Source organism: Nostoc sp. (assembly GCF_036917135.1).
GTDB lineage: Bacteria > Cyanobacteriota > Cyanobacteriia > Cyanobacteriales > Nostocaceae > Nostoc.
This window is the reverse complement of the sequence record NZ_JBALEA010000087.1, coordinates 35,649-54,452: the sequence shown is the minus strand read 5'-3', so window position 1 is coordinate 54,452 and position 18,804 is coordinate 35,649. Positions and strand designations below refer to the sequence as shown.

At 41.4% G+C, this 18,804-nt stretch carries 18 protein-coding genes; 11 read left to right on the top strand and 7 right to left on the bottom strand.

All coding sequences use genetic code 11. The features are described from left to right. Positions 1-126 precede the first annotated feature (126 nt). Both petC and petA read left to right on the top strand, forming a co-directional pair. Positions 127-666 carry a cytochrome b6-f complex iron-sulfur subunit gene (petC, locus tag V7K50_RS27195; RefSeq protein ID WP_334965589.1) on the top strand — a complete coding sequence of 180 codons (540 nt, stop codon included), beginning with the start codon at positions 127-129 and terminating at the stop codon, positions 664-666. 175 nt (positions 667-841) lie between these two features. After that, entirely contained in the window at positions 842-1,843 is a 1,002-nt protein-coding gene (petA, locus tag V7K50_RS27190) for a cytochrome f (RefSeq protein WP_334965675.1), read from the top strand. Positions 1,844-2,014: 171 nt separating this feature from the next. On the opposite strand, the gene V7K50_RS27185 is transcribed toward petA, so the two are convergent. Beyond that, positions 2,015-2,620, bottom strand: coding sequence for a GUN4 domain-containing protein (locus V7K50_RS27185; RefSeq protein ID WP_334965587.1), 606 nt, complete (start codon positions 2,618-2,620; stop codon positions 2,015-2,017). Positions 2,621-2,723: 103 nt separating this feature from the next. Between V7K50_RS27185 and V7K50_RS27180 the strand changes: the two genes are divergently transcribed. Both V7K50_RS27180 and V7K50_RS27175 read left to right on the top strand, forming a co-directional pair. Beyond that, complete coding sequence (locus V7K50_RS27180) at positions 2,724-3,410, top strand: Uma2 family endonuclease (RefSeq protein ID WP_334965585.1); 687 nt, start codon at positions 2,724-2,726, stop codon at positions 3,408-3,410. Positions 3,411-3,627: 217 nt separating this feature from the next. Further along, on the top strand, positions 3,628-4,266 hold the full coding sequence (locus tag V7K50_RS27175) for a histidine phosphatase family protein (RefSeq protein WP_334965583.1): 639 nt from the start codon (positions 3,628-3,630) through the stop codon (positions 4,264-4,266). A gap of 233 nt (positions 4,267-4,499) precedes the next feature. On the opposite strand, the gene V7K50_RS27170 is transcribed toward V7K50_RS27175, so the two are convergent. Then, a complete protein-coding gene (locus tag V7K50_RS27170; protein ID WP_334965581.1) occupies positions 4,500-5,264 on the bottom strand; it encodes a DeoR/GlpR family DNA-binding transcription regulator in 765 nt (254 codons plus the stop codon). 433 nt (positions 5,265-5,697) lie between these two features. On the opposite strand from V7K50_RS27170, the gene V7K50_RS27165 reads away from it, so the two are divergent. The 3 genes from V7K50_RS27165 (at position 5,698) to V7K50_RS27155 (ending at position 8,969) form a co-directional block, all read left to right on the top strand. Further along, entirely contained in the window at positions 5,698-7,614 is a 1,917-nt protein-coding gene (locus V7K50_RS27165) for a transketolase C-terminal domain-containing protein (protein WP_334965579.1), read from the top strand. A gap of 190 nt (positions 7,615-7,804) precedes the next feature. After that, positions 7,805-8,242: a hypothetical protein gene (locus V7K50_RS27160; protein ID WP_334965577.1), complete on the top strand. Its 438-nt coding sequence runs from the start codon at positions 7,805-7,807 to the stop codon at positions 8,240-8,242. Between the two features lie 337 nt (positions 8,243-8,579). After that, on the top strand, positions 8,580-8,969 hold the full coding sequence (locus V7K50_RS27155; RefSeq protein WP_334800532.1) for a hypothetical protein: 390 nt from the start codon (positions 8,580-8,582) through the stop codon (positions 8,967-8,969). Here the strand turns inward: V7K50_RS27155 and V7K50_RS27150 are convergent. Next, positions 8,934-9,161: a hypothetical protein gene (locus V7K50_RS27150; protein ID WP_334965575.1), complete on the bottom strand. Its 228-nt coding sequence runs from the start codon at positions 9,159-9,161 to the stop codon at positions 8,934-8,936. The genes V7K50_RS27155 and V7K50_RS27150 overlap by 36 nt on opposite strands. A gap of 140 nt (positions 9,162-9,301) precedes the next feature. Between V7K50_RS27150 and V7K50_RS27145 the strand changes: the two genes are divergently transcribed. From V7K50_RS27145 to cobJ, 4 genes are all read left to right on the top strand, one after another. After that, positions 9,302-10,006, top strand: coding sequence for a mobilization protein (locus tag V7K50_RS27145; RefSeq protein WP_334965573.1), 705 nt, complete (start codon positions 9,302-9,304; stop codon positions 10,004-10,006). A 326-nt stretch (positions 10,007-10,332) separates the two neighbouring features. Further along, positions 10,333-11,538, top strand: coding sequence for a DNA methyltransferase (locus V7K50_RS27140; protein ID WP_334965571.1), 1,206 nt, complete (start codon positions 10,333-10,335; stop codon positions 11,536-11,538). Between the two features lie 36 nt (positions 11,539-11,574). After that, on the top strand, positions 11,575-12,438 hold the full coding sequence (locus V7K50_RS27135) for a hypothetical protein (RefSeq protein ID WP_334965569.1): 864 nt from the start codon (positions 11,575-11,577) through the stop codon (positions 12,436-12,438). 37 nt (positions 12,439-12,475) lie between these two features. After that, on the top strand, positions 12,476-14,209 hold the full coding sequence (cobJ, locus tag V7K50_RS27130; RefSeq protein ID WP_334965567.1) for a precorrin-3B C(17)-methyltransferase: 1,734 nt from the start codon (positions 12,476-12,478) through the stop codon (positions 14,207-14,209). 694 nt (positions 14,210-14,903) lie between these two features. Here the strand turns inward: cobJ and V7K50_RS27125 are convergent. From V7K50_RS27125 to V7K50_RS27110, 4 genes are read right to left on the bottom strand one after another with little or no spacing between them, the layout of a single operon-like run. Further along, a complete protein-coding gene (locus V7K50_RS27125; protein WP_334965565.1) occupies positions 14,904-15,938 on the bottom strand; it encodes an Npun_R2821/Npun_R2822 family protein in 1,035 nt (344 codons plus the stop codon). A 16-nt stretch (positions 15,939-15,954) separates the two neighbouring features. Then, a complete protein-coding gene (locus tag V7K50_RS27120) occupies positions 15,955-16,845 on the bottom strand; it encodes an Npun_R2821/Npun_R2822 family protein (protein ID WP_334965563.1) in 891 nt (296 codons plus the stop codon). A 3-nt stretch (positions 16,846-16,848) separates the two neighbouring features. Then, positions 16,849-17,829, bottom strand: coding sequence for an Npun_R2821/Npun_R2822 family protein (locus V7K50_RS27115; protein ID WP_334965561.1), 981 nt, complete (start codon positions 17,827-17,829; stop codon positions 16,849-16,851). Between the two features lie 3 nt (positions 17,830-17,832). Then, on the bottom strand, positions 17,833-18,792 hold the full coding sequence (locus tag V7K50_RS27110; RefSeq protein WP_334965559.1) for a glycosyltransferase family 10 domain-containing protein: 960 nt from the start codon (positions 18,790-18,792) through the stop codon (positions 17,833-17,835). Positions 18,793-18,804: the final 12 nt, after the last annotated feature.

Sequence of the window (18,804 nt, the reverse complement as noted above, 5' to 3'; positions counted from 1 at the left end):
ATATATCTTGCAACAAAGAAGTATAGCATCGTTGTGAGCGCTAGCATTTCGACTTAGACAAGAGTTGCTCAAGTACTAGTACTTTTGTCAAAATGCTTAACAAAATACACAAAGAGCGCGTAGATTATGGCTCAATTTTCTGAATCAGCAGACGTGCCCGATATGGGGCGTCGTCAGTTCATGAATCTGCTCACTTTTGGGACTGTCACTGGAGTAGCTCTGGGTGCATTGTATCCCGTTGTCAACTACTTTATTCCACCTGCTAGTGGTGGTGCTGGTGGCGGTGCAACGGCAAAAGACGAGCTAGGTAACGATGTTAGCGTCAGTAAATTTCTCGAAACCCGCAATGAAGGCGATCGCAACCTAGTCCAAGGACTCAAGGGAGATCCCACCTATATTGTGGTAGAGAGCAAAGAGGCGATCAAAGATTATGGCATTAACGCCATCTGCACCCACTTAGGTTGTGTCGTCCCCTGGAACATTGCTGAGAACAAATTCAAGTGTCCTTGTCATGGTTCCCAGTATGACGAAACTGGTAAAGTTATTCGGGGGCCAGCACCACTGTCTTTGGCTTTAGCCCACACGAAAGTAAACGACGACAAAATCGTTTTGACCCCTTGGACTGAAACCGACTTCCGCACAGGTGATTCGCCTTGGTGGTCTTAATAATTTTGTCCTTTGTCCTTAGTCATTTGTCCTTTGTTCAGGGCTTAATGACTAATGACTAATACTTCGACTACGCGGTAGTTGAGCGCAGTCGAAACTCAGTACAAGTGACCAATACTTCGGCTCCGCTCAGTACAAGTGACTAATGACTAATTCAATCGTCGCCCTTATAGAGATGAGAAATGTTTTCTTAACAGCGAGGTTAACTCGCAGTGCTAGAGTAATTGTCAAAACATTGCTCATAGCGATCGCTACTGTGACATTTTACTTCACCAGCGATCTAGCTCTTCCCCAATCTGCTGCCGCCTACCCTTTTTGGGCACAGCAAACCTATCCCGAAACCCCCCGCGAACCAACAGGGCGAATTGTTTGTGCCAACTGTCACCTAGCCGCTAAGGTTACAGAAGTGGAAGTTCCCCAATCGGTGCTACCTGACACTGTATTCAAAGCCGTGGTGAAAATCCCTTACGATCTAAGCGCCCAGCAAGTTGGTGCCGATGGTTCTAAGGTTGGCTTGAACGTCGGTGCTGTACTGATGCTACCCGAAGGCTTTAAGATTGCTCCTGAAGACCGTCTTTCCGAGGAACTTAAAGAAGAAGTTGGCGACACTACCTTCCAACCCTACAGCGAAGATAAAGAAAACGTCGTCATCGTCGGCCCTTTACCTGGTGAACAGTATCAGGAAATCGTCTTCCCAATTCTTTCTCCCAACCCCGCAACCGACAAAAATATCCACTTCGGTAAATATTCAGTTCATGTAGGTGGTAATCGGGGACGCGGACAAGTTTATCCCACTGGCGAAAAGAGCAACAACACTGTTTACAACGCTTCCGCTACTGGCACAATTACCAAGATTGCCAAAGAGGAAGATGCAGATGGTAACGTCAAATATCTAGTAAACATCCAACCTGAGTCTGGTGATGTTGTCGTTGATACGATTCCTTTAGGGCCAGAACTGCTTGTTTCCGAAGGGCAAACAGTTAAAACTGGTGATGCTTTGACCACCAACCCGAACGTCGGTGGATTCGGTCAAAAAGATGCAGAAATCGTATTACAAGACGCCTCTAGAGTCAAGTGGATGATTGCGTTCACCGCTCTTGTAATGTTAGCTCAAGTTATGCTGGTGCTCAAGAAGAAGCAGGTTGAGAAAGTTCAAGCTGCTGAGATGAATTTCTAAATTCTCTGCTAAATCATTACTTCCGAGACAGGCAAGTTGCCTGTCTTTTTTATATGTTATGGTTCTAAATCTGTATATAAAACTCAGAAAATGATATTCAATTTTCTTTAGAAATATATCTACTTAATCGTAATCGACTATGGGGCGATCGCTACCTTAATTCGATTAATTTTATATCTTACAGTTTACAAGTCTCAACGCGAGAGAAGAGATCCAGTCCCACCCATGAAGATTACCCCAATCCACCCCACCAGCATAGGGGCTATTAAAATTAGCTACAGAATGAATATATAATGTCCACTTCCACACTGGGAGGTGTCCTTTTGGTGCTTTTATGTCAAAAGTAATAGCAGTGTAATTAACCCACCCACATCTCCATAACCCGCTTCTTTTCTTCCAACCTACAGCCTCGCCAAAAGCATTCCAAATCTCAAATGAGTGCGTCCTGGTTCCACCCAAACCTTGATAAATTTGCTTTTGCACAGAGAAACCAAAGCGCCCGTTGCTGTATTCTACCCATAGCTGGTTAATAGTGCGGAGGTCTCCACAGAGAAAGTTGTTAATATCTTGAACACGCAACCAACCTTCTTCTTCTCTTTTCGCTACTATGAACATCACTCGTTCTGTTTCTTGATTAGCTAATTTCCACTTCCCGCTTGCCAGTAAGTCTCGTAATCGGCTATAGTCCATCCCCACAGCTGATTTTAATTGCATCCCTCGCTGTGTTGATGCTGATACAGATAATTGCAGTGGTGATGATAGCTGTTGAGCAGCCAAGTCATTGATAACTTTATCCGCAAAAGTTATGGCGATCGCATCTTAGTTACTTAACCATAGTCAAATGTTAAATTAAACTTAGCCCTAGTTGAGGTATTTGGCCATGACAGCCTCAGTAGAATATATCCCCGTTACTCCGATTGAGTACCCAGATGAGGACGGTAAGCCGATGGCTGAAGGTGATTTACAATGCAGTTACTTGACTTATGCAAGAAATGCGCTAAGAATTTATTTTCAAAATCACCAAGATGTATACGTCGCTGGTAATCTATTTATTTACTACGAAAAAGGTTATCCAGAATCGGTTGTCGCCCCAGATGTATTTGTGGTCTTTGGAGTGGAAAACCGTGACAGACGCTCTTACAAAACCTGGGAAGAAAATAATCAAACCCCTAATTTTGTTCTAGAGATTACCTCAAAAACTACCCGCAGCAAAGACCAAGGTGCAAAAAAAGGAATCTACGCCTTTCTGGGAGTGCGTGAATATTTCCAATATGATCCCACAGGCGATTATCTCAATCCCCAACTCCAGGGTTTACACTTGGTCGAAGGTAATTATTTCCCAGTGGCAACCAATACCCTGACAGATGGTACAGTGTCCCTAGCGAGTCAAGTTTTGGGGCTAGAGTTGCGTCTGGAGGCGGGAAAACTGCGTTTTTACAATGCAGTTACGGGTAAAATACTCCTAACTCATGAAGAAGAAGCATTTGCACGACAAGCCGCAGAAGAGAAAACACAAAGATTAGCTGCTAAACTTCGAGAATTAAATATTGATCCAGATAACCTTTAGAGCGCTCATGTTGCCCACCCCACAAAATAGATAATTTATTTCTTGTCAGTCCCTAGAGTACTAGCTGAAATTGCTACTTTTGATCTCGTTGACAAAAGTCTGTGAGGGAACTGACTTTTTTGGTTGATTACTTTGTCCTAGTATCACAGACTTGATTGCAAGATTGATGGTAGTTTATTTTTGGACAAACTTCTTGATCCCAATTGCGATACTAGCTATGACACTCAATTTATATTTACTGCGACATGGAGAAACTACTTTTAGTCAAAGTGGTAATTTCTGCGGTGAAACTGATGCGGAGTTGACAACAGAAGGGATGCAGATGGCATCTGGTTTTGCCGATGTTTATCAAAAATTGAAGTGGGAAGCTGTTTATGTTAGCCCGATGAAGCGGACAATTGCAACTGCCAAGCCATTTTGTGATGCTATCGGTATGGATATGCAGTTGCGTGAGGGACTTAGAGAAGGTAGTTACGGCGAATGGGAAAGGAAGAGTAAATCGTTTGCCCAAGAGAATTACGCAGAAAACTATGTAAAATGGTTGACAGAACCCGCTTGGAATGCACCACTAGGTGGAGAAACTGCGGTAGATATTGCTAACCGTTCTATGCCTGTAATTGCTGAAATTCAAGAAAAACATCTCCAAGGTAATGTTTTAGTAGTTTCCCATAAAGCCACGATTCGGATTATGCTTTGCAGCTTACTGGGAATTGATTTGGGACGCTATCGCTATCGGGTGAATATTTTGGTCGCGTCGGTAAGTATGGTTAAATTTGACGTTAATGGTCCTTTGTTAGAAATATTAGGCGATCGCTATCATATACCCGATCGTATTCGCTCTCGTCCGGGAACATAATAGACATAGGAGTGAAAATCAATGTAGAGACGTAGCAGTGCTACGTCTCTACAAGGGTTATAGGTGATGCATATTTAATTTCTGGAGATGTCTAGTGTAGTTATTTAATTAATTATTTGAGGGCGATGGCTGCGGCGGCAAGCAGGGCGGGTGCATCATATCAATAAGCAAGGTATATTCTCAATAGAGTTAAAAAATGTCATTAACTTTCCATAAAATATACTGACTCTAATTCAAGCTGATTCCTCACGGATGATCGTCAAACCTAAAGCTTTGTAAGAAGCTAGCATTGGCTCAGATACAGTCGGTGCCGTTACCAGGTAAGTTAGTGCATGAATCGACTGCACAACATAAGGAGCAGCAGTATCTAACTTCTCTTCTGTGACTAATCCCACTACCTCCGCAGCTCCAGCAATCATCGCTCGTTTGACATGGGCTTCATCCAAGTTCGGTACACTAATCCCAAATTCTGGATGTAGACTACATACCCCCAACATGCACAAATCTGCGCGAATCATCCGTAATGCCTCAACTGTTGTAGTACCAACGTTTACCAAGGCTTTTTTGTAGAGTTGTCCGCCTAACATGACAACTTCAATATGGGGATGTTCTGCCAAGGCGATCGCAATGGGAGGGCTATTCGTCACAATTGTTGCTTGCAAATCTAAGGGCAAATGACGGGCTACTTGGAGAGTTGTCGTACCTCCATCTAAAATTACTACTTGCCCTGTACAGACTAATTTTGCAGCTGCACGAGCGATCGCTTCTTTTTCTTTCGGTGCTTGTTTTTGGCGATCGGCATAACTTGCAAGAGCTGGAGAAGCCAGAAGCGCCCCTCCATGAACGCGCTGCAAAAAACCGGACTCAGCTAGTTCTCGCAGATCCCGACGAATCGTATCCTCGGAAACCTTGAGAGCAGCGCTAAGTTCAGACGACAGCACCTTTTTGTCACGACGTAGAATTTCCAAGATAAATTGTCGTCGCTCCGCAGTTAGCATAGTTGATTTTCCTGAAGTTGCATATTTAATCTTGAAATTGCGCGTTTGTGAGTTTATACTCATAGCTATGCAGGTTTCTGCATATTTCTGAAAATTCCAGCACATTCACGCAAGCGGGATTTAACAATCTTAGCTGCATTTTCAATTACTTTTCACACCCTGCTTTGTTGAGAGAAAGGCGTTAGATTACTATTGCCCGAATTTCAGATATAGCTTTTTCCAGAGTTTGCAAATGCCGTTGTTCTGTCTAAATCTGACAATTCAGGTCATCTGGAAAACCTCTCTCTAAATCTCTCTCCTAATAGGAGAGAGACTTTGAATTTTCCCCCTTCCCGCGACGAGTTGGGGGTTAGGGGGTTAGGTTTTTGGTGGACTTTTCCACATAAAGTGAAAAGTCAGCTGTCTAAATCGGTTTAAATCCAAGGAATAATTTATGACTGTTACAAAGATTCAATTTCCCATTGATTTGAGTGCTTACAAGCCTCCGGTTCTGAATGCAGCCAATGCAACTCTTACCCCAGAGCAACGAGAGAGCCTAAAAGCAAATATTCAACTTTGCCGTGATGCGATCGTCTTTTTTACAGCCACCGGAGCGGCTAGAGGTGTGGGTGGTCATACTGGAGGGCCTTATGACACAGTACCAGAGGTGGTGATACTTGATGCTTTGTTTCGGTCAGCATCAGATCAATTTGTGCCGATTTTCTTTGATGAAGCCGGACATCGAGTTGCAACCCAGTATCTAATGGCAGCCTTGCATGGTGACTTACCAAGTGAGAAACTTTTACACTATCGAGAAGCCCACTCCGGCTTACCAGGACACCCGGAATTGGGGTTAACTCCTGGTGTAAAATTTAGTTCTGGACGACTAGGGCATCTGTGGCCTTATGTTAATGGTGTAGCGATCGCAAATCCAGGTAAAGTTGTTTTCTGTCTTGGTTCCGATGGTGCCCAGCAGGAAGGCGATGACGCTGAAGCTGCTCGCTTGGCTGTCGCTCAACATCTTAATGTCAAGCTAATCATCGATGATAATGATGTGACAATCGCCGGACATCCTTCAAAATACCTGCCCGGTTTCACCGTCGCCAAAACCTTAGAAGGGCATGGGTTGAAGATACTCCAAGGAGATGGAGAAGACTTAGACGACTTATACCGTCGGATTTGCGAAGCTGTAACTACTCCTGGTCCAATTGCGATTATCAATAAACGCCCCATGTGTCCTGGGATTAAAGGGTTAGAAGGTTCTACCCACGGTCATGATGTGATTTCTGTAGATTTAGCAATTCAATATCTCGAATCACGCCAACAAACTGCTGCTGTTGAATACCTCAAGAGCATTGAAAAACCAAAACAAACCTACACCTTTCTTGGTTCCAGTAGTAACAAATGGGATGCTAACCGCAATGTCTTCGGTGATGCGGTGGTTGCTGTCTTAAGTCGCATCAGTGAAGCAGAGCGCAAGGAAAAGGTCAGAGTCATCGATAGCGATCTTGAAGGTTCCTGCGGTCTGAAGAAGATTCATGATGCATACCCGGAAATTTTTATCTCCTCTGGCATTATGGAGCGGGGTAACTTTTCTGCGGCGGCGGGATTTGGCATGGAGGCAGGAAAGCAAGGTATTTTCGCAACCTTTAGCGCCTTCTTGGAAATGTGTATCTCCGAGATTACAATGGCGCGGCTAAACTACTCCAATGTACTTTGCCACTTTTCTCATTCAGGTATCGACGATATGGCAGATAACACCTGCCACTTCGGTTTAAATAATATGTTCGCTGACAACGGTTTAGATGATGGCTACGAAACACGTCTTTACTTTCCATCTGATGTTAATCAAATGAAAGCCTGTGTAGAATCTGTATTTTTTGATCCAGGATTGCGGTTTATTTTCTCCACCCGTTCTAAAGTACCTAATATTCTTGACAAAAACGGGCAAGACTTTTTTGGCGGCGATTATAAATTTGTCCCAGGCAAAGATGAGGTGATTCGAGAAGGAACCCAAGGCTACATTATCAGTTTTGGTGAATCTCTGTATCGTTCTCTCGATGCTGTTGAGCGTCTCCAGCAAGAAGGGTTGGATGTAGGTTTGATTAATAAACCAACCCTGAACGTTATTGACGAAGAGATAATGGTGAAAATCGGCAATGCTCCTTTTGTACTTGTGGTGGAATCCTTCAACCGTAAAACTGGATTAGGTAGCCGTTTTGGTAGCTGGCTGTTAGAGCGTGGGTTGACTCCCAAATATGCTTATCTTGGTACTCATAAAGAAGGTTGCGGCGGTTTATGGGAACAATTTCCGTATCAAGGTATTGATTCAGTGAGTATTATGAATAAGGTGAAAGATTTAGTTAAATAAATCCCCTTCTATACCTTTCATCCCTGAGTTACAGCTTGAACTACATCTCTCGTAGGGGCAATTCATGAATTGCCCCTACCGCGTGGTCTATTTACCTGAAAATAGTTGTAAAAGACGTTTAATCCTAAAAAGTTTTTGGGTTTTTAGGATTAGATTTCGGGGTTTTCAAGCAACATTATTATAAAATGTAATGATCGAAACTTTCCTATTAAATTCTTTATTATTACTTTCTCAAGCATCCACCCCTGACCGAAAATTTATAGATTTAAAAAATAAATTAGAAAAGTTTGGATTTCAGGTAGTAATTGAGCTACCACCAAGGCGAAGTGCTTATGGTTTATTACAAGAAGCCAACAAAAAAATTTGGATTAATCCAGTAGTTTTTGAGCTAAATATCGGTACTCAAACCCTAATTCATGAAGCTGTTCATGCCGCACAAGTATGTGCAGGAAAGGGGAAAATAAAAACTTTAGGTTTAGACATTCAGCCGATCAATTATGCGCGACCATTTTTTATGCGCTATAACGATTTCCACAGGCAAGATTTGGAGAGAGAAGCTTATGCAGTCCAAACTCAACCTAATAGTTTTGATCTGGCTGTGTCTCTTCTCCAGCAACACTGTAAATAATCTCCAAATGATTCTCTAAAATGGCGTTAGCGCTTCGCATCTGACACAAATATATTGTTTTATAAGCTTTTAAGTAGGTAGACATAATTAAATATAAAATAAACTCCTAGTTTGTAGTGAGCGATTTATCGCTCAGAGCAAGGATTATCAGGACTAAAGTCCTTACTACAAACTTTAAATTTATTTATGCCTAGATACTTATAGATAAATAAGTCTTTGACAAATTTTTATGTAAAGTTGAATTTGTACAAGTATTTATTTAACGAATTATAACAATATTATCTTTGGGAACTTGAAATCAGCGATACACTGAGGAAAATTCCTTGAGGAAGCGTTAATGGTAAAGTCAAACGGGATTACAAGTGAAACGTCTGTAGAGGAATTGCCTACAGTTTCAGACAAAGATACGGTAACAATTGAAAATTCGCCTGAGCCAGTGGAAGATGCCCAAGATATTGATGACATATTGAACTCACTAAAAACTTTACTGAGTACTCTAGAAAAGCTCCAAAAAGTCCGGCAGGAAGTGGGCGATATTAAACCGTTGATTGGGCGGATGCTTGATGGGGAACTGGTTGCTGGTGAAGAACTTGAGCAACTTAAGGCAGGTGTGAGCAGTCTTTCTCGCCTTGTTCGTGCTTATAATGACCATCAAGTAGCGTTGGCTAAAGCCCAACCTGCTAGAAACTTGTTAGATCAAGTCCTGAAAGAGCGGAAAGCGAATTGAGTTGGGATTGGGGATGGTGGGGATAAGGGGGATTGAGGAAGAAATTCTTTGAATATTTGGTTGGAGTGCCAATCCCCGATTTAAGAAGCGATCGCCTTTTTTGAGAGAATGCGATCGCTGTAAACTCAAGGTGTAACTCCAACTTACTGCTATCCATCCAGATAAAAATGGTACTTCTACAAGTGAGAACATTGACCATTGAATCTTGGGTGTAAACCCTACGTAGCTTTTGTATAAGGCAAGTCGCTTAGGCGGCAACCGCCAAAAAGTTCTCAGTCGGGCAAAAATGTATCAAACTTGAATAAGTGAATAAGTATTTAGAGGTTGCTGTAATGCCGACGATTCATTTGGTAGATGGTGAAAAAGGCGGGGTAGGAAAATCTCTCTTTAGCAGGACAATAATTCAGTATTGTCTGGATAAGAAAATCCCGTTTGTAGCAGTGGACACAGATAGATCGAATCCAGATGTAGCAGAAGTGTATAAGGAGATATGTAGGTATGCTGTGTTTAGTGAGAATGAACGACAGGCAGATAAAGCAGATAGAATATTTGAGTGGGCGGTAGAAAAACCAGTAATTGTAAATTTAGCCGCACAATCCCATAGAGCAGTACAAGGGTGGATTGATTCTAATCAATTAATTGAACTAGGGAGTTCCCAGGGAGTGATGTTTTGCAAATGGTTTGTATCTACAGGAGGATACGACAGCATCAACCTGTTTGCTCAGTCAGTGAATACCTATGGTGAGAGAATCCCTCATATTCTGGTAAGGAATTTAGGGCTGTGTGATGACTGGGAGCATATAGAGTCAGACGCAAACTTTCAGGAAATAGTAAATAAATATAAGATAAAAGTCATAGATTTTCCGAAGTTAGCATATAAAGAAAGAAATATAATTGACCAAAATCGCCTCACGTTTGCACAGGCGAGAGAGTATAAAGAATTTGGGATAATTGGGAGACAGAGAGTAATGAATTTTCTGAAGCTTGCTTATGCTGCTTTTGAGAAAGTAGGTATCTGGTATGAAAAAGTTGAATAGCTTTGGAAAATTTTTAACCTCAAATTAAACCATTACAGAAGAAGATTTTAAACCGCTAAAGTAATTAGCGCGTAGGCGTACCCCTCCGGGGAAGCAAGCTACGCGCAGCGTCTCCAAGAGTTGCGCTTACCCTGACATCGCAGTTCTAATTCTCTCAGAAATGCGATCGCCTATTGCAAAGCCGCATTTTACCTATTTATTTTCCAGCGATCGCTTCATAAACAATAATAACTATCCACATGAATCTACAATTAGAATTGCCATTTCAGGAATTTTCTTCTTGCACTTCCCAATCCTTGGACAGTTCATCTACATTCATTAATAACATGAAACTGCCAGTTCATCGCTGGTTTAGATTTAGTGCAGGTTTCTCTGCACAATGGGTAGAAACTATAATTACCCAAGCTAAAGAACGAGGAGAAACTACTGTCTTAGATCCATTCTCTGGTTCTGGTACAACCTTACTCGCATCTGAAAAGCTTGGAGTTGAATGTTTGGGAATTGAGGCTCATCCCTTTGTTGTGCGTATAGCAAGAGCTAAACTTTTATATAAAACTGACGCTGATGCTTATCTTGAACATATAGAAAAAGTTATAAAATGTGCCGAAAATCTTCAGCCCTGTGTAGATACATACCCGAAATTGATTCATGAATGCTTTAGTATATCTTCACTTGAGTCCCTAGATAGATTGCGCCAATCTTGGGAAAAACTTGCTGATGATTCATCTGAATCTCAGTTAGTTTGGTTAACAGTTGTATCAATTCTTCGTCATGTTTCTCATGCTGGAACTGCACCTTGGCAGTACATTTTACCAAATAAAAAGAAACAATATTCTTTAGATGCAATGTCTGCTTTTGGGCTAATGGCAGAGAGTATAGCTACAGACATGAGAATTGCCGGAAAAATGGCGGCTTCTATTGCTACACTTATTCAATCTGATGCTCGGACTTGCCAGGGTGTACCTGATAATTTTGCCAACTTGGTAATCACCTCACCACCCTATGCTAACAACTATGACTATGCAGATGCTACACGTCTAGAAATGTGTTTTATGAAAGAAATTTCCGGTTGGGGTGATTTACAAAGTGCGGTGAGGCAATACTTAATTCGTTCATGTTCGCAGCACGTAACCAATAAGAATGTAAACATCGATGAAGTTCTAGCATCTCATGAACTATATCCAATCAAGGCTAGTATTATTGAAATTTGTGACAAATTGTCCCAAGAACGACATTTACATGGAGGTAAAAAGAATTATCATTTGATGATAGCCTGCTATTTTTTGGATATGGCTAGAGTTTGGATAGCACTTCGCAGAGTATGCAAAAGTCCTGCAAAAGTTTGCTTTATGATTGGCGATTCTGCCCCCTATGGTGTTTATATTCCGGTGATTGAATGGATGGGTTTATTAGCACAAGCCGCAGGGTTTAAATCTTTTAATTTTGAAAAAGTTCGTGACCGAAATGTGAAGTGGAAAAATCGCAAGCATAGAGTTCCTCTTTGCGAAGGTTGTTTGTGGGTTTACGGATAGGGTAATCACAACACAAATTATTTTTGCACAAATGTAATGGCAGAGTCGTTTTCACATAAATGGGGTCAGATTTTAGGGCATTTCATCCAAGAATTTATTCGTGAGACACTTCAACAAGTGGCTGATGAGCATGGTTTTTACTTAGATTCTCAGAGAAAGCGCAAAGCACGAATCACTAAAAAGGTATCATGGCAAGATCGCTACGGTAACTATCATGACCTTGACTATGTACTGGAACGAGGAGGTACAGAAGATTCTCTTGGTCTTCCAGTAGCATTTATTGAGACTGCGTGGCGGCGTTACACCAAGCATTCTAGAAACAAGGTTCAAGAAATTGAAGGAGCGCTTATTCCTTTGGCAGACACCTATAGTCACCTTAACCCATTTTTAGGAGCTATTCTAGCAGGTGTGTTTACTCAAGGAGCGCTTGATCAATTAGAATCTAAGGGCTTTAAAATTCTTTATCTTAAGTATGAAAACATCGTTAAATCATTTACATCTGTTGGTATAAATGCATCTTTCAATGAAAGTACGTTAGAAGCAGACTTTCAAAATAAGATTGAGCAATGGAAAAAATTATCAGCGCCGGATATTACTAACATTAAAAATCAAATGCTAAGTCTTGAAAAATTCCAGATAGATAAATTTATTAATACCTTAGAGCAGTCATTTGCTAGACTAGTCCAACAGGTAAATGTCATTGTCTTACATGGGCTATCTCAACAAACTGCCACTGTCGAAAATGCTATTGAATATATTCACAACTATCCAGATAATCAACCTACATTAGCTCCACCATTAAAATACGAGATTGATATTCGTTATAATAATGGTGACTTAATTCACGCCATATTTAACAATAAAATTGAAGCACTCAAATTTCTCAGAACATTTATTTAAAGTGCTAATCAAATAATTCGTAATTCGTAATTAAGTAATGATGAACGTTGCACCCGCCATTTTAATACTAGGTCAAAATAGCGTCACAGTAGCACGCAAAATCATCACAGTCCTACCGGGGGCGACACTATACGGTCTAGCCGATCGCACATCTGGTGTTGATGTCAGCTTTACTAACTTTGGCGAGACATTGCGCGAGTTATTTGCCCAAGGAACGCCGCTAATTGGCATTTGTGCCGCCGGCATTTTAATTAGGACGCTAGCTCCCATCCTCTCAGATAAACAACAGGAACCACCAGTGCTAGCTGTGGCTGAAGATGGTAGCGCTGTTGTCCCCCTCTTGGGCGGACTTGGTGGGGTGAACGATTTGGCCCGTCGCATTGCTGAGGCGCTGGATGTTAAGCCTGCAATTACCACCACAGGGGATTTACGTTTGGGCACAACCCTGTTATCTCCTCCACCCGGATACCATTTAGCAAACCCAGACGATGCGAAGAAATTTATCTCCGATTTGCTAGCTGGGGCGCAAGTCAAACTAGAAGGCATAGCACCTTGGTTGAGCGATCGCAAATTGCCCATAGATCCAATGGGAGATTTGACCATCAAAGTTACAGAACGCTTGGTAACTCCCACACCCAACTGCCTTGTCTACCACCCAGCAACGATCGCGATCGCAATTAGTGACATGATTATTGATGATGCAGTAGCGTTAGTACACCAGCTACTAGCTGATGCGGCACTAGAAAAAGCATCAGTCGCCGGCATATTTGCACCCATCGCCGCCGCCACCAATCCCGCAATCCATGCCATAGCTAGCACCTTGAGAGTACCCACCCGCTTTTTTACCCCAAATCAGTTAGAAAGTCTACTTTCACAAGGTTATAGCCCCGCCCAAGCTGCTGCGATCGCTGCCACAGGTACATCCCCCTTATCCCCATCTCCTCACATTGCGATCGCCATTGCCCCTCAACCAATTGACCCCAACACCATCGGTCAGCCACGCGGAAGGTTAGCAATTATTGGCACAGGCCCCGGTGGATCGTTATGGATGTCTCCAGAAGTCAAAGAGATACTCAAGTCGGCAACTGACCTAGTGGGTTATAAAACTTATTTAGATTTAATTGGTTCTCTGGCTGATGGTAAAGAACGGCATGAGTCCGACAACCGCGAAGAAGAAGCACGGGCAACTTTTGCACTTGATTTGGCTGCATCTGGGCGATATGTCGCTGTAGTTTCATCTGGCGATCCTGGCATCTATGCAATGGCAACAGCAGTTTTTGAGGTGTGCGATCGCTATCCTAAACCCCAATGGGACACTATCGACATTCATGTAGCCCCAGGCATCTCTGCTATGCAAGCCGCCGCCGCCGCCATTGGTGCGCCCCTGGGACATGACTTTTGTGCAATTTCCCTCTCTGACATTTTGAAACCTTGGTCTGCGATCGCCCAACGAATTACTGCTGCTGCTGAGGCTGATTTCGTCATTGCCTTTTACAATCCTGTTTCCAAAGAGCGTACCTGGCAACTGGCAGAAGCGAGAAATATTTTGTTGCAGCATCGAAGACCCGATACACCAGTAGTATTGGCGCGGAATCTTGGTAGACCAGGACAGATAGTGAAAGCGATCGCCCTTGACCAGTTAGCACCAGCAACCGCCGATATGCGGACAATTATTCTCGTTGGTTCCACAAAAACCCGAACCATCAAACGCAGCGATGGGAGTATCTGGGTTTATACGCCGCGTCGCTATACCAATACCAATTCAGGGTAACTGAAACTTTTATGGGGACTCTAGACAAATTGGGGATTGGGGATTCTAGCTAGCTTTCTGCATCTCAAATGCGCGGAGGGGTAGGTGTACAAATTTCATAGCCTAAAAAAGTGCTTCTATCCCAACTCCAGCAAGGGTTTCAACCCATTATTCACCTAATCCTCATCCGCGCAATCTCTGAAATGCTTATCAAAATAGGGTTTTAGCCTTTAAATTTTCCTGGCACTCTTTCCAAACGAATTCTCTAATGCTATGATTGCCCTTAAATCGCGCAACCGCACCTTGAAAACTAAATATAGCTGGGCTTTCAGGCTCCCGCCATTGCAATTCATCCAAATCCCTATTAGGGATTGAAACTAGATTTGAGGCTTTGGATATATACTTCCGTGCCTAAAATTGCAATTCATCCAAATCCCTATTAGGGATTGAAACGAAAATCAGGGTAGATACAGCAGATTTCAAGTTGGGTGTTGTATACAAGCTAAGAGGATGTCTGAGAAGTATCAAATATTTGTTTATCCCCTTCAAAAGGGAGGAATAAGAGTCTCAAAGTCCCCCTTTTTAAGGGGGATTTAGGGGGATCTCCAAGGGTTAAGTGTATATAAAAAAACTTTTCAGACATCCTCTTAGTCTCAAAGCGAGGTATAAAACCTGTTTTGCTTCTGAATTCTGCTGTAAGTTAATTTTTGCTCAATTATTGAGTAATTTTATCCTTAAAATTGCGATAATTCAGCTTAATATTACTAACCCTTTGGTTCAGAAAACTTTTAGTGGTATTTTGTAACCGTGTGAGCAGAGTCGGACGCTTAAAGTTTTGAGGTCTATCTGCTGAAGATTTTAAATACCGATAATGTAAAAACAAGTCTCGGTAGGCAAAACTAACATCTTCACCACTACAAAGTTTAGTAAAACTTGATGAACTTATGCTCATATAGTGTAAATATGTCAACCTTCGCCCTTCGTCGTAGAGGATATTATCTACTTCCTCAAATTGAGAACTCCAGTGATTACCAGTTGCTTGTTCGCAGTCCTGAAAAGCAAAGTTATAATAGGAAATTCCACTTTTCAACACCATATAATTAAATAAAGATTGGTCAGGTGCTAAAAAAGCCATAACATCAGCTTCACCCGCTATTAATTTGTCAATTAATTCGGCTCTTAGGGCTGGAGAAAAAATATTTTTCTTAGTGGCAAACCAACCAGCACAAAATACTTTAGATTGCAAATTATCTAAGTTAAAAACTTGCTGCCTAAGCTCTGGCGAACCATCAAAAATAAATTTTACATCAGACTTATATTGAAAATCATTGACTACCCAATCATAGACATCTAACTTTTCATATACATAATCTACAGGTCCCATTAACAAAGTATCTGCATCAAAATAAATAAATCTATCAAATGGACCATCAATAGCACAAAATTTGCGGTGCATTGGTAACTCATAGAGTTCTGGAAAGCCCCATTCTCGCCAAGTTTTTTGCGCTCTAGGGTAATTTTTCCATATCTTAATAGCAAAGTTATCCCAATAAGCTATGGAATCAGAATCTTCAAATAAGCTGATATTCTCTCTAGATGCAATCTCTGCTTTTACCTTGTCTAATCGCTCATTATATGGAAGTATACAAATAGGAATTTTCCTACCAGCATTAGCTTCTATACTGTTGAGCAAAGCAACTAATTGGTCATAGACAACATCATTGGCTAAGATATAAATGCCATCAATCATTGGGATACTCCTAATATTAAGTACGAGCAGCAACAAAGGGAAATAAACGGCGAGTCAGTTTGGGAATGAAGGCGAATTTACCCTCATGGAGATAACGATAGTGTTCCCACAATTGCCAATAGGGACTACCAGTTTTCATCCGCGTCCCAGCCCAGTGGAGATATTTTAGGCGTTGTCCTCGGTCATAGAGGGCGTAGTCCTGCTGTTGGAAATTTTGCGAACCCGCCCAACTACCGGGTCCTCCCCCAGGAATTTTGACGAGATTACCACGTTTGGAAATTAGTTTGAGAACAAGATAATTTAAAATTGGTTGGTCTGTAACTCCTTCAGAGAAATCAAAATATTCGCGGTGTGCCGCACATTCGCGCAAAGCTTCATCCATTTGTTGTTCGGTAATAATTCCTTTTCTCGAAGCCCAAAAACCACTGTTGAAAACATCTTGAAGTTGGGCATCAGAGAAAATTTGCTGCTCTTTCACAAATGGGGAAAAGATATTTCGCAGCTTGTCATTGGCATGATGGTAATCACAACAGAAGAAATCAACTTCTGAAAGTTTGTCTAAATTGTCGGCGATTTTTTCAAAAACGACAATATCTGTATCAATATAAATAAATTCATCTAAAGGGCCAAACCACGCCACCAGTTTACGCATTTTGTTAGGTAAGGCGAGGAAATCTCGATCAAAAATTTCTCCGATACCTTTGGTAAATGTCTCAATAAGTTCTAAATCTGGGAAAATTTTGACGTTGTGTAAGGTAGCAAGCTGTTCTGCTACTTTGTGGTAATTCTCATTAAAAGGTATGAGATAAATGGGAACTTCTCGGTCATAGTAACGAATGCTATTGAGTAAAGCAATAGCATTATCGATAACGCGGTCATTGGCAACTATATAAATGCCCCTAGTCATAAATTATCCTTGGTTAATTAACTTAAGTTTTCGTAAAGCTCTGGTAAGTAAATTTGGTACTGGAGCGTCATCATAACTCTTAGGAGGATTTTGAAATACTGGGCGCTTCTCTGGTTCGTGTAAATAACGATAATAGAGAAACAAATCTCGATAGGGAAACTCAATATTCTCTCCAGCACAGACGGCTTGATTGATATTAGGAGGAATACCAATGTAATGAAGATAAGTTAGTCGATTACCTTTGTCATAAAGAAGATTTTCTCGTTCCTCAAAGTGCTTAGAGGTGGCAGAACATCCTGTTTTTTCGTTATCTGGCAGTTGGCGAGCAAAGTTATAAATAGAAAGGTTAGACCTCATTACCATGTAGTTGATTAATGGTTGTTCGCCAGCACCTTCATACAAAAGTTCTGCTTCACCATTTTGCAAATTGGATATCAGCCAATCTCTTTGTTCTGAGTTAAATATTCCCTGTTTTGCGCCATAGAAACCTGAGCAAAATATTTCGGAATCAATGCGTTTTTGCTCGAAAACTTCTAGTAATTTGGGTGAATTAACATTATATATTTTACTAACATCTTTAAATTGGAAATCGTAGACAACGAAATCATAACTATCTAGCTTTTCAAACACTGGCGCGAGTGAATTCATTACCAAGGTGTCTGCATCTAAATAGATAAACTTATCAAAAGGCCCATCAAAAGCGCAAAAACGACGGTGAGCGCCATACAAACGCGATTTACTCCGATTCAATCGTTCTGGTGCTGCTGTGAGCATAAATTGATCCCAGCGATTGATTGATTCCTGATTATCGTAAATAAATACATTCGGGCGTTTAGCTATTTCGTCAGCAATTCGTTGTGTCTGATCGTCGAAAGGATAGATACAAACAGGAGTTTCTGAGCCTAAAATCACATCAATACTGTTGAGCAAAGCCACCAGTTGATCGAAAACATAATCATTGCCAAGGGTACAAATACCATTCATAATTTATGAGTGTTGATCAACAAAGTTTGACAACCAGTTAAGTAGGTTTAATTTGTGTAAGATAATTTGACGTGCTTCTGCGATCGCATCTTTGGCAGCATACCAAGCATCAGGTGTAGCTGTCACTTCTTGGATGTAGGCTATGCCTTTTTCGTCTAAACTGGGCAATCTTAAAAAACTACCCGGCGGCAATAATTTATCAGCAGCCGGTCCACCATAGTAAATTGGCAGACACCAAGCAAGTAAACTATCCCAAAGTTTCTCACTTACATACCAATTATTATCAGCATAATTTTCAATTGACAGATTGTAATAGTATGGTGCCATGCCATACCACTTATTACCCAATTCTCCCGACTTGTTAGCCCATTCTGGTAAGTTACGCCCATACAAATCAAACTTCATACCACTAGATTGTAGTGACTGCAAAAAGTCTAAACGTTGGCGATGTTTAGCAGTGCGGCTAATACCCGAAGTAATCCAACTACATGGGGCAACCTTTTCGGGTGGTGGCATTTCATTTAAATCTTGAAATGAATTTGAGTGATACCAAATAGCAGGCATATAGTCAGGAATTGGAGCAAAATCATCGGGGCCAGAAATGTAGCCGCAATACTTCTGGGCTTGTTGATAATTCTGATTAGTTATTTCTACAATTTCATCTAAAGGCGGTTCTCGTAGTAAATAAATAATCCGCTCTTTACTCACACCACGCAGTAGAGAATCAACATTGACTACTGGTTTTTGCTGCCCTTTGCGAAAACTATCTAACCAAGATTTTTGTGGCGATGCTTGGGGAAAATCAAATTGATACATCAGCAGAAAATCTGGTTTTGTTGCTAGTGCCTGCATTTGCATATTGCCCCAAGTTCCAAATTGATGCGGGGTTTGTTGCCATAGCCAATCGGCTCTGGTTTCTAAACCTCGATAGCTGCTAATCATTCCTACAGTTTTAAGAGTCATTTTAGTTATTAG